This is a genomic window from uncultured Erythrobacter sp., from assembly GCF_947499705.1.
In the GTDB taxonomy this organism is placed as follows: Bacteria; Pseudomonadota; Alphaproteobacteria; order Sphingomonadales; family Sphingomonadaceae; genus Erythrobacter.
The window spans coordinates 1,395,107-1,408,557 of the sequence record NZ_CANMPJ010000001.1; the positions used below are offsets into that span (position 1 = coordinate 1,395,107).

The 13,451-nt window shown below is 59.4% G+C and carries 11 protein-coding genes; 1 reads left to right on the plus strand and 10 read right to left on the minus strand.

What is annotated here, in order from left to right; translation table 11 throughout:
- Positions 1-192: 192 nt before the first annotated feature.
- The 4 genes from Q0837_RS06530 to Q0837_RS06545 form a co-directional block, all read right to left on the minus strand.
- Positions 193-1,584, minus strand: a complete 1,392-nt coding sequence (locus Q0837_RS06530) for a HAMP domain-containing sensor histidine kinase (RefSeq protein ID WP_298466636.1) — start codon at positions 1,582-1,584, stop codon at positions 193-195.
- Between the two features lie 2 nt (positions 1,585-1,586).
- Positions 1,587-2,588 carry a hypothetical protein gene (locus Q0837_RS06535; RefSeq protein ID WP_298466638.1) on the minus strand — a complete coding sequence of 334 codons (1,002 nt, stop codon included), beginning with the start codon at positions 2,586-2,588 and terminating at the stop codon, positions 1,587-1,589.
- A gap of 18 nt (positions 2,589-2,606) precedes the next feature.
- The gene (locus Q0837_RS06540; protein WP_298466641.1) at positions 2,607-3,806 is read right to left on the minus strand and encodes a hypothetical protein; all 1,200 of its coding nucleotides are present in this window, start codon (positions 3,804-3,806) and stop codon (positions 2,607-2,609) included.
- A gap of 108 nt (positions 3,807-3,914) precedes the next feature.
- A complete protein-coding gene (locus tag Q0837_RS06545) occupies positions 3,915-4,226 on the minus strand; it encodes an Hpt domain-containing protein (RefSeq protein WP_298469815.1) in 312 nt (103 codons plus the stop codon).
- Between the two features lie 71 nt (positions 4,227-4,297).
- Here Q0837_RS06545 and Q0837_RS06550 point away from each other — a divergent pair, with 71 nt between their 5' ends.
- The gene (locus Q0837_RS06550; RefSeq protein WP_298466644.1) at positions 4,298-6,883 is read left to right on the plus strand and encodes an ATPase; all 2,586 of its coding nucleotides are present in this window, start codon (positions 4,298-4,300) and stop codon (positions 6,881-6,883) included.
- A gap of 3 nt (positions 6,884-6,886) precedes the next feature.
- Here Q0837_RS06550 and Q0837_RS06555 read toward each other — a convergent pair whose 3' ends face one another.
- Genes Q0837_RS06555 through Q0837_RS06580 form a run of 6 tightly spaced genes read right to left on the minus strand, consistent with a single transcriptional unit; the run spans position 6,887 to position 13,443 of the window.
- A complete protein-coding gene (locus Q0837_RS06555) occupies positions 6,887-7,177 on the minus strand; it encodes a DUF1467 family protein (protein WP_298466646.1) in 291 nt (96 codons plus the stop codon).
- The gene (locus Q0837_RS06560; RefSeq protein ID WP_298466648.1) at positions 7,177-8,832 is read right to left on the minus strand and encodes a ribonuclease J; all 1,656 of its coding nucleotides are present in this window, start codon (positions 8,830-8,832) and stop codon (positions 7,177-7,179) included. Before Q0837_RS06560 ends, Q0837_RS06555 begins: the two co-directional genes overlap by 1 nt.
- Positions 8,833-8,860: 28 nt before the next feature.
- The gene (locus Q0837_RS06565; RefSeq protein WP_298466650.1) at positions 8,861-9,652 is read right to left on the minus strand and encodes a type III pantothenate kinase; all 792 of its coding nucleotides are present in this window, start codon (positions 9,650-9,652) and stop codon (positions 8,861-8,863) included.
- A gap of 8 nt (positions 9,653-9,660) precedes the next feature.
- A complete protein-coding gene (locus Q0837_RS06570; protein ID WP_298466653.1) occupies positions 9,661-10,374 on the minus strand; it encodes a biotin--[acetyl-CoA-carboxylase] ligase in 714 nt (237 codons plus the stop codon).
- A 10-nt stretch (positions 10,375-10,384) separates the two neighbouring features.
- Entirely contained in the window at positions 10,385-11,863 is a 1,479-nt protein-coding gene (nuoN, locus tag Q0837_RS06575) for an NADH-quinone oxidoreductase subunit NuoN (protein ID WP_298466656.1), read from the minus strand.
- A complete protein-coding gene (locus tag Q0837_RS06580) occupies positions 11,863-13,443 on the minus strand; it encodes an NADH-quinone oxidoreductase subunit M (protein WP_298466659.1) in 1,581 nt (526 codons plus the stop codon). Before Q0837_RS06580 ends, nuoN begins: the two co-directional genes overlap by 1 nt.
- Between the last annotated feature and the right edge of the window lie 8 nt (positions 13,444-13,451).

Consider the following 13,451-nt stretch of genomic DNA (forward strand, 5'->3'; position numbering starts at 1 on the left):
CAGGTGATCGGGGCCGCCCTTTTCATTTCTGGAATCATGTGGGCGTTGCAAGGCGCAGGTATTCTGATGTGGCCTGCCAGCAGCTTCATGCTCGCTCAGAGGGAATGGGCCCTCTACGGCGCGATCGCCGCCTGTTTGGGGGCATTGCTATTCTGGGCATCGACGCGGATTGCTCAGCGGAAATAGGTGCGTTCAATCGACCTGACGCAGTGACAGGATAAACTCGGCGCCTTTGTCGCGGTCCGTGTTGAGAGACAATTCTCCGCTCATGGCACGCGCCAGTCGGCGTGAGATATAGAGCCCAAGGCCCGACCCACCATCATTGTCGCGCCCAAGGCGCTCGAACTTGTCGAACACCTTGCTGGCTTGCTCAGGGTCGACGCCTGGGCCCTGATCGATGACCTTCAAATCGACTGTCTGATCCAGCCTCGGCTCAACCAGCACCTCCACTGTGCTGCCGACGGGTGAATAGGCAATTGCGTTGCCAATCAGGTTGATCAGGATCTGGAGCACTCGGCGGAATTCTCCAATCACCTCCGCGGATGCATCCTTAGGCGGCAGCAAGATCGAGATGTTGCGGTCTTGCGAACGGACACCCAATATCCCCGCTGCACGCCGCGCGACATCGCTCAGATCGACCTTTTCCTCTGCCGTTTTGAAGTCAGGAGCCTCGACAACTTCCAAATCGCCAAGATCATCGAGCATCGCGGAGAGATGCTTGCCCGCGGAGGCGATGTTGCCAGCATACTCGCTGTATTCGGCGCGCAGCGGCCCTGCGAGACGCGATTGGATGGTTTCGGCATTGGCGATGATGCGAGCGATCGGCTGACGCAAGACCGGTGTGAGTGCGCTGCCGACTACCCGCGCATTGGCTTGCTCCGCTTCTGCATCCGCAAGATCCGCATCCGAATGCAGCATTGGTTCGTCTGCGACCAGCAACAGCTCAAATCCGCGCGGTGCGCCATTAACCGGTCCAGATGGCAGCAAGCGAACGCGCCAGCCCCGATCTGAACCGGGGATTTTGCAGTTCGCCCCGTCCAGCAATCGCCAATGAAGCGGCTGATGATGCGCTACGCCCACAAGCTCAACGTAGTTGGACCACGGCTTTCCCGGTTCTTGGGCAATCGCTGCTTCAAGTTCGGTGGCGTCGGCGCTCGATGTACTGAGGACCTGGACCCGCTGCTGGGAATCGAGACGCGCCGAGATTTCTGCGCTCGCCCGGTCGATCGCATCCAACCGTTCCGCCAACTCGTTCACGTTGCCCTGTGGCAGCGGGCTGCGCTGCCAATTGTCGACCATGATCTCACAGCCGCCGCCATCCTCTTCTCCCAGTGGATGGACACGGACAAAACCGGTGATGAGCGCCTCGCCATCGAACGCCGCAAATTCTCGCGCTACCCTCAAGCCGAGCTTTCGCGCCTGTTGAACCAGAGCGAGCATTTCAGGGACCGCCAGCGTGCCGGGTACCGTGCCGCCGCATCGCTCATGCAGGTCGACAATAGGCTCATCAGCTGTCAGCAGCCGGTCGCTGTCATCGGTAAGGCCTCTTGCGGCGAGCAAAGTCTGGGTCTGATCAGTGGACATGATTAGCCTGCAGCACTCGCATTGGACCGGCTCAGCATTGCTTGGGCGTCATGCGCCGCAATATCACCTATTCCAACAGGGAGGCCCTCTTCCGGTTCGATCAGCAGAAACTGTTGCTCGATTGCGTTTGCATCCAGACCCGCGGCCCGCAGAGACAAAGCAAGCCGGGCTGCCTGCCGCTCGTGACACGCGAGAACGGCGAGTTCTCTCGGCTGCTTGGTCTGCATCCCAAGCGACGTGACAAACAGCGCAAAACCCGCATGTTCAAGGTTGAGTGCAGCAGCCGAGCCGCCGCGCATCGCGGAAATCAATCGGGACAGCAGACCCACTCGGGTCGCTCCCTCATCATAGGAATGCTTGAGTTCTTGCGAAGCTGTTGCGCGTTGAAGAAGTTCAAGCCGCTCGCAGTGTTTGTCCCAGCTCCTGATCACCGCACCGAACAGTTCCGCCGGCAACTCGGCGAGCGGCAATTGCATGCGTCTTTGGTTTTGGACGAACCGCGATTGCGCGACCATCGCGCTCATGGCCAACTCGCCGACAGCTGGCTTCTCAGATGCGATCAATTCCTGAAGGAGCGGCGACAGAACCGGATCGACCATGGAGCGCTGTTCAAGCCGCTCAATCAGATGCCCTTCCATGGCAATGGCGTAGCAGTGGCTTAGGACCGCGCTGTCACCACTCAATTGGTCGGCGAACCGATCTACCTCTTCATCACGGAATGGATCGGCGCTGTCGAAGGACGCAAAGGCTAGCTGCCGAGCCAGATCGAACAGCATCCCGCGCAGCCTCGCAACAATTGCATCACTGACAAGTGAATGCCCTTCGCCGGCCAAGAGATGCGAGAGGACTGGCGTAACGCCGCTCAGGGCACGGTCACTGCGCGCAAGCTCGTCTTTGAGGACAGCTTCGATCGACGCAGCGCGCAAGGCTCCATCGGAACCTTCCTGGGAGGCCGGAGCCCTATCGTTTGCCAAATCGCGCATCGTGCCGCCGTACAGGGCCATAGTTAAAGCCGCGTTAGCTCAGTTTCTTCGCAAACGCAGCAGTTTGTGCGCGAGCGCGACAAGGCCAAGAGTGGCTAAGGTATCTTCAGGATATCCGAGCGCCGCAAAGCCCGCCAGAAGAGTGAGTTGTGTGGCATGGTCAGACCAGAACGCGCGCACTTGCGGACTGCCGTCCGCGCTGGCCAGAACGATCAGGCCGAAAGCGAACACCGGCAGAACAATGAGTTCCGTCTGACCAACCGCGGGGGACAGAGCACCGAGCGTCGCAGCTATGGCCCCAACGATAGTCGCAGTCTTGATTGTCAAAATGGCCCCGACTTTTCGGTCATGGCCGAAAAGCCGTGATCGAAGCTCTAGCAAGGCACTAGCGCAAGCCCCTGAGAACGCGCCCAAAGCTGATAAGGCAAGCCCCGCTACCCCGTACCCATTCCACGATAGGAGTATTCCTGTCAGAAAAAATAGCGCGCTTAAGGCCGCCGACAGGACAACAGCGCTTTTGACCCCAGCAAGTTCAAGCTGGCGCCCCACTAATACTGCCAGCGCTCCGGCTGGCCCATTCCATACCAGGGGTGGTGCGCTGGCTGTGATTATCTGCCGGTGCTTCTGCTCCACAGCTTCGGCTGACTCCGCGAGGAAAAGACGCCCATCTTCGAACGCTGGCTCGGGAATAGTCACCGCGCTTGAACCCGATTGCAGCGCGATCCGCAGCAGCAATGAGACCGCATCGCTGTCGCTAGGCATATCGCCTAGCTGCTGTGCCCGGTCGGCCCGCATCACCAGCATTCCTGCCCAGCGCCGTTCCGCATCGATACGTTCAAAATCCTCCGAGATGGATTCACGCGGGACAGACTCGTTTGGCTCGCGGCTGAACACCGTCTTGGGTAGCTTCTCGATGGATGGAAACAATTCGGCCGATGTGGCGCGATCTATGACCAAGCCGTCCATCAGGACGACCAACTCGTCCTCGGCCCGCAGCAGTGCCAAAAGCTGCGGGATGCCGCGCACCGCGTGAAACTCATTGCCGCGTGCTTCGCATTCTTGCTGCAAGCCAAGTATCTCGGGACCGGGTATGTCGCAAAGGCAGATGATCCGCTCACAGCCAAGATCCCTGACCAAATCCATCTGCCAGCCCAGCGCGGACCGCCCCGCCAAAGGCATCAGTGCGCGGATCTCGCCACTTTCCGTTCGTTTGAGCGCGGCCAGCAAAGCAGTTCGCAACGCGGTTCCTCCGTATTGCCGGGGAACCTAGTGTCAGCGCGTTGCTGGGTACAAGCTGCTGAGCCTGTATCTACCTCTCAATAACCGGATTTCGCCGCGCTTTTGCGGTCAGAAGGGACGCTTGCCCGAAAAGCCATCGAGCACATGCTCGATATTGCGTATTGCCGCTGGTTCGCCCGGAGCGGAATCCAGAGCGTTCTCGGCTGCGATCAAAAGATCTTCCGCGTGAAAGCTGGCAGCGAGGCCTTTGAGCCGCATCGCTGCGACGTTCCAATTGCCATCGCAGCGTGACCGCTTCAGCAGATCGAGCTGCTTCGCAGCGCTTTCCACAAAGGCGACGCGCAGCTCGCGCATCAGCGCAGCATCGTCGCCTGCAGCGGCAGCTAAAGTCGCGTCGAGTGCACCTGCTTCATAGACCATGCGTTCAGTTGTAGACACATCGGGGTTAAAGCGGGGTTTATCCTTTTCTCCGCTGTGGTATTTATTGTGTCATGACCGGAGGAAATCATATTCGCGCCATTGGCGACGAAACCGCCCAGGAAACGCACACCGACACGGCAGCCGAGGCCGACGTCTCGCCCGGAACGGAGCGGCCTGCTAGCAGCGATGCATCTCTTGCCGATGCTGTAGTTGGTTATGAAGAAGAGGAGCTAAATCTCGAAGAGTACGAGGAAACTCCAGCATCCGACAAAGCGTGGCTCGCACCCGCCATTGCGATCGGGGTCATTGTTCTTTGGACGGTCTTCTATGGCTGGGCGATGCAGGACCAACTGCTCGCCGCAAGCACCGCAGCACCCAGCGAATGGGCTCGCTGGATCATCGATTGGTCGGTGCCTGTCCTGCTTGTTGGGGTCGGCTACCTGTTGTTTCTGCGCAACTCTCGCGCCGAAGCGACCCGTTTTGCATCGACTGCGGCGCTGCTCAGCCAGGAAAGTGCGGAGTTAGAGAATCGGCTAACGATTGTTAACCGCGAGCTCAGTCTGGCCCGCGAATTTCTGGCGTCGCAGTCGCTTGAATTGGAGTCACTCGGCCGCATCGCGAGCGAGCGGATTTCTACTCACGCGGGTGAATTGCAGAAGCTGATCAAGGACAACGGCGCGCAAGTCGACAAGATCGGCACCACCAGCGAGACAGCGCTCGGCAACATGACAAAGCTGCGCGACGACCTGCCTGTGGTCGCGAACTCGGCACGCGATGTGTCAAACCAGATCGGCAATGCCGGACGAACCGCACAGGATCAGGTCGACAAATTGGTCGCTGGGTTCGAGCGCTTGAACGAGTTTGGCAGCGCCAGTGAGACGCAGGTTACTTCCCTGGGGCATCGCGTAGGCAACGTTCTGAGCGAGTTTGAGGGGCAGCTGGCCCGTATCGAGCAACTGGTTTCCGGGCGCTTCAAAGAGCTGTCGGAAAACGCGGATGAATACCGCTCGACAATCAATGATGCGGAAACCGAAGCACTCTCGGCCATGAATGAGCGCATCATCCTGCTCCAGAGCGAGACAAAGGCGATTTCCGCCAAGTTGCGCGAAGCCGAAGGTGAAGCCATGGAGCAGGTGCAGGCCCGCAAGACCAAGGTCCACGAAGGTGTGCTGGAAATGCTGCAGGGTCTGGACCGAGTGGACCGGGATGCCGTCGCAGCGACCAAAGAGCGCATTGCCCAAACCAATGAGCAGATCGATCACTTCGACGCCAAGCTTGCCCAGCGCGATATCAAATTCCAGGAAGAAATTGCCCGGCGTCAGGACGAGTTCGAAACGCGTGAAGCGCAATCGACCGAGGTGCTTGCTCAGCGCCTTGCCGAACTCGACGAGTCATTGGCCGAGCGCCGCGAAGCGCAGACCGCTGAAACGGAGAAACTTGTCTCTCACAGCAAAGCGATGGGCGAGCAGCTCGGCGAGCTCAATGAATTGATCGACCGGATCGCGGCAGCGAGCGAAACCACGCGGACCAGCCTTGGCGAAGGGCTTGGTTCTCTTGAAGAACAGCTTGCTTCCAAGCGCGAGGCACTAGCCCAGACCGAAACACAATTGGGGGATCTGACCGAAGCCAGCATCCGGCTGTTGGAGATCATCCAATCGGGCGCGAAGCAAAGCCGTGAGGACCTCCCGGAAGCCATCAAGACAGCGTCAACTGAGCTGGAAGGTGTCGAGGGCCGGGCGATCGAGCTTAAGGGCATGATGCTCCAGACAAGCGAGCACGGCGGCGAATTGAGCGAATACCTGATCAAAACCCGCGATGAGATCGATAGCACCGATACGTCGCTCCAAACCCTGCAGACGCAGCTTAGCGAGCAAGCGGAAGACACTCTGGCCAAGTTGCAAGGGCTCCGCGGTGGATTCGAGCGGCTGACTGGCGATAGCGAACGGTTTGCCAACGAAACGCAGGGTCAACTGCGCGAGGCCCTCTCAACGCTCGAGGCTGCGACAGAATCGGCCTTCCAAGCGCTCGACACGGGCGCGCGCGAGAAGGTCTCCGCGCTGGCCGGCTCCATTGGTGAAGAGGCCGTTGAGTCGCTTGAGCGCTCACTGCGGAACGAAACCGCCGAGACCATCGGTGCACTCGAACAAGCAGCCGCCCACGCTTCAGGCGTCGGACGGGAAGCTACAATCCAGCTGCGTGATCAACTTTCGATGGTGAATGAGTTGACGGGCAACCTAGAGCAACGCGTCGCCCGCGCCCGTGAACTCGCCGAAGAGCAGGTCAACAATGACTTCGCACGGCGGATGGCGCTGATCACAGACAGCCTAAACTCCAATGCGATCGACATCACAAATGCGCTCGCGACCGAAGTCAGCGACACCGCCTGGGATGCCTATCTCAAGGGGGATCGCGGTATCTTCACCCGCCGCGCAGTTCGCTTGATCGATAGCGGAGAATCGCGCGAAATTGCGGACCTCTATCAGAGCGACGAGAGCTTCAAGGCGAACGTCAGCCGCTACATCCACGACTTCGAAGCTATGCTGCGCTCGATGCTGTCCACCCGCGATGGCAATGCGCTCAGCGTGACCGTGCTCGGATCGGATATGGGCAAGCTCTATGTCGTGCTCGCGCAATCGATCGAGCGCTTCCGCAAGTAAGGCTCAGTCTCTGGGACCAATCTGCGGGTCAGGTTCGGGCAGGATGTCGATGTCGTCGACACCAACCCAACCATACTCGTAGTTGAGCACAAACAGCGTGGTCAGAACGGTCGCGATCAGTGTGGCGCGGATCATCAGCTTGCCTGGCTTGAAGCTTACAGGTGCGCTTTCCGCCTGCCCCGGCACTTTCTCGATCCCTGCTTCCTCCGCCGTGCGCACGCCGAATGGCAGCATCACAAACGCAGTCATCACCCAAATCAGAAAGTAGATCGCAATTATCGACGTGATCTGCATCAGTTTGCCGCTCCCGGCATGACCACGCGAACCTGAGGGCTCTTGCCCGCCCAGCGCCGAGCGGCGCGCCGTGCTGCTAGCCGTGCCGCTTCATGCACCGCTGCAGGATCGCGCGCGTCCTTGCCCTTGAGTTTGCCAATCGCCTTGAGGATGTCACCCTGCGTTTCCTCAATGAATTCGGGCATGTCTTCGTCCAGTGGCAAGCCCAGCGCTTCAATAAACGGCTGCTCTCCGCGTGCCAAAACCACGACCATCACGCCCTCGTGGGCAATACGTCGGCGCATGGCGATCGCTTCACCATCGGCGGGTGAGATTATGTCACCATCCAGGATCAGACGGCCACTGTGTATCTGCGCAATTCGCCCCGGATCACCGGGCGCGAGCCGCACGATATCGCCATTCCCCTGCACCACTGCATGGGGGATCTGGCATTCCTTACCAAGCCGCCCCTGCTCCAGCATGTGGCGCATTTCGCCATGGACCGGCACAAGCACTTCCGGCTTCAGCCAGCTATACAGCGCTTCTAGCTCAGGCCGTCCTGGATGCCCGGACACGTGGATCATGCTCTGGCGGTCGGTCACCATAGTAATGCCGCGCGCTGCAAGTGCATTCTGGACTTTGCCGATCGAGATTTCATTGCCCGGTATCTGGCGCGAGGAAAACAGCACCACATCGCCGCGCGTGAGCTCCAACGGGTGGTTCTCGTCCGCGATCCGTGACAGCGCCGCTCGGGGTTCGCCCTGCCCTCCTGTTGCAAGGATCAAAACTTCGCCGCGCGGCAGGCCCATTGCTGTGTCGAAATCCACTGGCTTCGGGAAGTCGGCGAGATATCCGTTGTCCTGCGCCACCTCGATAATGCGGTCGAGCGAGCGCCCCGCCACGCATAGCTGCCGGCCGGTTTCGCGTGCGACCTCGCCAAGCGTCTGAAGGCGCGCGACATTGCTGGCGAAGGTCGTGACGAGCACGCGCTTGCCAGAGTGTTTGGCGACCTCATCCATCAGCCCGCGATGCACGGCTCCCTCCGAGCCGGAAGGACTTGGATTGAACACATTGGTGGAATCGCACACCAGCGCGAGCACTCCGTCATCGCCAATCGCGCGCAATTCCTCTTCGGTGGTCGGTTCGCCAATAATCGGCTCTTCGTCGAGCTTCCAATCACCCGTGTGGAACACCTTGCCATACGGCGTTTCGATCAGCAGCGCGTTGCCCTCGGCAATCGAGTGCGCCAGCGGGAGATACGTGACCGTGAATGGCCCGATATCGATCTTGCCGTGATCTTCCTCGATGATGTTGATTTCAACCTCGCCGAGCAGCCCCGCTTCTTCCAGTTTGCGCGCGACCAAGTCAGCGGTGAACGGCGTCGCATAGAGTGGCACGCCGAGCTCACCTGCAAAGTATGGCACCGCGCCAATATGGTCCTCGTGTGCGTGGGTCAGCACGATACCGAGCAAGTCTTTGGTGCGTTCTTCGATGAATTCGAGGTCGGCAAAGACGAGGTCAACGCCGGGATATTCATTCCCGGAGAAAGTCATGCCGAGATCGACCATCAACCATTTGCCGTCGCAGCCATAGAGATTGACGTTCATGCCAATCTCCCCTGAACCGCCCAGCGCAAGGAAAAGCAGCTCGTTTTCAGGAGTGTAGTTCTTTTTCACATGTTCTCGATTGTGAGAGGAAAGGCTATCAACCCGCTGCTTGTGCAGCGAGAATACCAAGCCCTTTGATTGTCAGATCAGCATCGACATGGTCAAAAATGTCTGTCGCGTCATCGAACAATATGGCGAGCCCGCCGGTGGCTACAACCTTTGCGGGCCGACCAATTTCGGACTTCATCCGTTCGACGACCCCTTCCATCATTGCAACATAGCCCCAGAACACCCCGATCAGCATCTGGTCTTCGGTGTTTCGACCGATCACGCTTATGCTTTCGGGAGCGCGGATCGCGATGCGTGGCAGTTTTGCGGTTTTGCCCACCAGCGCATCAAGCGAGAGGTTAATGCCAGGCGCGATCGAGCCGCCTTTGTAAGTGCCGTTGAAATCGATCGCCTCGAACTTGGTCGCCGTGCCGAAGTCGATGACGATCAGGTCGCCGCCATATTTGTGATGTGCGGCGAGGATATTGAGCGCGCGGTCAGCGCCCAGCGAGCTGGGCTGATCGACATCGATCTCGAACTGCCAGGCCGCCTTGCCCTGTCCAGCAAACAGCGGGGTAATCCCGAAATACTTCTGCGACAGGACCGTCAGATTGTGATCAGCGCGCGGCACGACCGATGCGAAGATGAGTTGCTTGATATCCTCACGCTCGACCCCTTCGATCTTGAGCAATTGGAGCAGCCACACCGCATATTCATCACCTGTTCGGCGCGGGTCGGTCGCAATCCGCCAGCGTGCGCGGATGGTGTAGCCGCCCTCCCCGTCCGGTTCGAACAGCGCGAACACGACATTGGTGTTTCCGACATCAGCAGCAAGCAGCATGGGTTTTCCTAACCAAGAACAACATCACCGGCTTGAACCGAGCGCACCGAGCCGTCTGGCATTTGCAGCAGCAAAGCGCCAGTGGGTGCCAGGCCTTCGAACGTGCCTTCGACTATGGCTCCACCCTCATCATGCACGGCAAGTTGAGTTCCCTTGGGATGCGCATGGCCAAGCCAACGCGCGCGCATGGCAGGCTCGCCAAGGGTGCGCCATTTGCCGATTTCCTGGGCGACGTGATGGATCAGACGCGAGGCGAAACTATCTCGGGAGGGTGGTTCCTCTGACACATCAGCAACCGAAACAGTTGCGCGATCAGGCAAGTCTGGAGCGATGACAAGGTTCACACCGATGCCGACGACAACCTGAAACTCGAACAGTTCCATTAGAATGCCTGAGATTTTCGCTCCGCCCAGCAGCACATCGTTGGGCCATTTGAGCATCAGGTCGCTGGCGTTCGGGATGAATTCGGCAAGCGTCTCTCGTACCGCGAGGCTGATCGGCAAATTGAGCCAAGTGCCGGGATACTCACCGGATTGCAGGGTGACGATGGTCGAGCCCATGATGTTGCCGGCGCCGCCATGCCATTCGCGCCCTTGCCGCCCTCTTCCGGCTGTCTGGCGGTCGGCGATCAGCCAGTGCCCTTCTTCGAGTTTCTGGTGCGCCTGCAGCGCGGCCATTAGGTCGGCGTTGGTTGAACCTGTCTGCGCGATATACCTGATCATGCCACCCAGATTACACCGCCATAAACAAAGCGCCAGCTGCCTTGTCGGCGAGGTCGGTGAGCGACGGCGTCAGGAAGTATCCGAGCGGGGAGATGATCGTGACGGTCAGGATCAGAAGCACCCAATGCGCGACGCCGCTTTTGCCGGTGACGACGCCTGCTGGTTCGTCGAAGAACATCACCTTGACGAACTTGATGTAGTAGAACGCGCCGATCACACTGGCACCGATGGCAATGGCTGCGAAGGCGATCAGGCCCGCTTCAACCGTTGCCTGGAACACCACGAACTTGCTGTAGAAGCCAAGCAGCGGCGGGATGCCGGCAAGGCTGAACATCAGCAGCAACAGGCTCCAGGCGATTACTGGCCGGGTAACCGCAAGTCCCTTGATATCGGCGAAGGTCTCGTAGAGATCGCCGCTCTCGCTGCGCAGCATTAGCAGGGCGACAAAGCTGCCGAGGCTCATGGCGACATAGATGAACAGGTACACCAGCATCGCACTCGCGCCCGCTTCATTGGCGACGGCAAGGCCCAGCAGGATGAAGCCGACATTGTTGATCGAGGAATAGGCGAGCAGGCGTTTGAGATTTTCCTGCCCAATCGCGCCGAGTGCACCGAATACGATCGAAGCGAGCGCGGTGAACATCACGATCTGCTGCCACGCGAGAACCTGCTCGCCGAACACGTCGAACACGACACGTGCGGTTAGCGCGACGGCGGCCACTTTGGGAGCGGTCGAAAAGAATGCGGTCACGGGCGTGGGAGCGCCTTCGTAGACGTCCGGCGTCCACATATGGAACGGCACGGCAGCGATCTTGAACGCGAGGCCCGCCATCACGAAGATCAGACCGAACAATGCACCGGTTGCCAACTCACCGGTTAGCCCCTCACGAACAACGCCAAAATCGGTGCCGCCGGTAAAGCCGTAAAGCAGGCTCATCCCGTACAGCAGGATACCGGATGCGAGCGCACCGAGGACGAAATATTTCAGACCGGCTTCGGCCGAACGCGTGTCGCGCCGCAGGATTGATGCGAGGACATACGCCGCCAGACTGTTGAGTTCGAGCCCGAGATACAGCGCCATGAAGTCGTTTGCCGATACCATGATGCTCATGCCGACGATCGCGAACAAGACGAGCACCGGGTATTCTGCGCGCATCCCGCGCTCCACCCCGGCAGCCTCGCTGTCGAAAAATTGCGGTGCGACCAAAAGGCACGCGATCCCGGCGAGATAGATCAGAGCCTTGGCGAACAGAGCGAAGCTATCGACCTTGAGCAGCCCGCCAAATGCGAGCGTATCAGGACCGTCAACGCCGGTGTGCAATGCTGGAATCAGCGAAAGACCGGCGACGAACAGCACGGCCGCAGCGGCGGCTGTCAGGCCGCGTGCCGCCTTGTCTCCGGCCCAAGCGGCGATCAACAGGAAGACCAGAGCCGCAACGGTCAGTTGCAGTTCGGGCGCAATCAATACGAAACTGGCGACGAAATCCATTAGTGCTCGCCTCCTTCCGAATATTCTCGTTCGGCGGGCAAATCGTCTCCATGGTGGTCAGTGTGTTCGACGGCGTTGGCGATCTCTGCGCGAGGCGTGCCAACTTCAAGCTGGCTATCGCTCTGAGGAGCCGCCGAAGCGATCCGTGCATCGAGCGCCGCGATGTCGGAGCGCATTGGAGCCAGGAAACTCTCCGGATAAACGCCCATCCAGAGCACTACCGCAGCGATTGGCGCCATCATGGCCCACTCACGCGGGGAAATGTCGGCCATCGCCGCAGCATCCTCGTTCTTCTGACCGCCGAACGCGACACGGCGGTACAGATACAGCATGTAGGCCGCTCCTAGGATAATCCCGGTGGTGGAGATCAAAGCTACAAGGGTCGAGGTCTGATAGATGCCCGCCAGCGACAGGAACTCACCCACGAACCCGCTCGTCCCCGGCAAGCCGATGCTCGCCATGGTGAACAGCAGGAAGAACAGCGCGTAGTAAGGCATGTTGATGCTAAGCCCGCCATAGCGGTCGATCTCGCGCGTATGCAGGCGATCATAGATTACACCGACACACAGGAAGAGCGCGCCTGAAACCAGACCGTGCGAGAGCATGACGATCATCGCGCCCTCAAGACCCTGCACGTTGAAAGCGAACAGGCCCACGGTGACAATCGCCATGTGAGCGACGCTGGAATAGGCGATCAGCTTTTTCATATCGTGCTGAACCAGCGCGACGAGCGAGGTGTAGACCACCGCAATCATCGACAGGATGAAGACGAACCAGGCGAACTGCGCGCTCGCCTCGGGGAACATCGGCAGGCTGAAACGGATGAAACCGTAGCCGCCCAGTTTCAGCAGCACGCCAGCCAAGATCACGGACCCTGCAGTTGGTGCCTGAACGTGCGCATCGGGCAGCCAGGTGTGGAACGGCCACATCGGCACCTTCACCGCAAAACTCGCGAAGAACGCCAACCACAGCCAAGTCTGCGCGCCCGGCGGGAAGTTGTACTGCATAAGCGTCGGAATGTCGGACGTGCCCGCTTCGGCGACCATCCAGAACATTGCGATCAGCATAAGTACCGAGCCGAACAGCGTGTAGAGGAAGAACTTATAGCTCGCGTAGATACGATTATCCCCGCCCCACACACCGATGATCAGGTACATCGGGATCAGGCTAGCTTCGAAGAAGATGTAGAACAGAAAGATATCCTGCGCCGCGAAGATGCCGATCATCAGCACCTCCATCAGCAGGAACGCGCCCATATATTCGCCAACCCGCTTGGTGATCGAAGTCCAGCTGGCGAGAATGCAGATCGGCATAAGGAACACGCTCAGCATGATCAGCATCAGCGCGATCCCGTCGATGCCAAGAGCGTAGCTGAAGCCTGCGAATAGCTCGGCCCGCTCGGTGAATTGCCACTGTGCGCCGCCGATCTCGTAATTTGCCCAAAGCATGCAACCGAGCACGAAAGTGATCAGCGTCGCACCTAATGCAATTGGCCGCGCAGCGTTGCCTGCGAAGAGACATGCGAGCGCACCGACAAACGGCACGAGCATCATGATAGTGAGGATGGGGAAGCCTTCCATGTCCGCGC

Coding starts and splice junctions, on each gene's coding strand:
- Q0837_RS06530 (WP_298466636.1), bottom strand. CDS start 1,584: ATGTCCACTGATCAGACCCAGACTTTGCTCGCCGCAAGAGGCCTTACC.
- Q0837_RS06535 (WP_298466638.1), bottom strand. CDS start 2,588: ATGGCCCTGTACGGCGGCACGATGCGCGATTTGGCAAACGATAGGGCT.
- Q0837_RS06545 (WP_298469815.1), bottom strand. CDS start 4,226: ATGGTCTATGAAGCAGGTGCACTCGACGCGACTTTAGCTGCCGCTGCA.
- Q0837_RS06550 (WP_298466644.1), top strand. CDS start 4,298: ATGACCGGAGGAAATCATATTCGCGCCATTGGCGACGAAACCGCCCAG.
- Q0837_RS06555 (WP_298466646.1), bottom strand. CDS start 7,177: ATGCAGATCACGTCGATAATTGCGATCTACTTTCTGATTTGGGTGATG.
- Q0837_RS06565 (WP_298466650.1), bottom strand. CDS start 9,652: ATGCTGCTTGCTGCTGATGTCGGAAACACCAATGTCGTGTTCGCGCTG.
- Q0837_RS06570 (WP_298466653.1), bottom strand. CDS start 10,374: ATGATCAGGTATATCGCGCAGACAGGTTCAACCAACGCCGACCTAATG.
- nuoN (WP_298466656.1), bottom strand. CDS start 11,863: ATGGATTTCGTCGCCAGTTTCGTATTGATTGCGCCCGAACTGCAACTG.
- Q0837_RS06580 (WP_298466659.1), bottom strand. CDS start 13,443: ATGGAAGGCTTCCCCATCCTCACTATCATGATGCTCGTGCCGTTTGTC.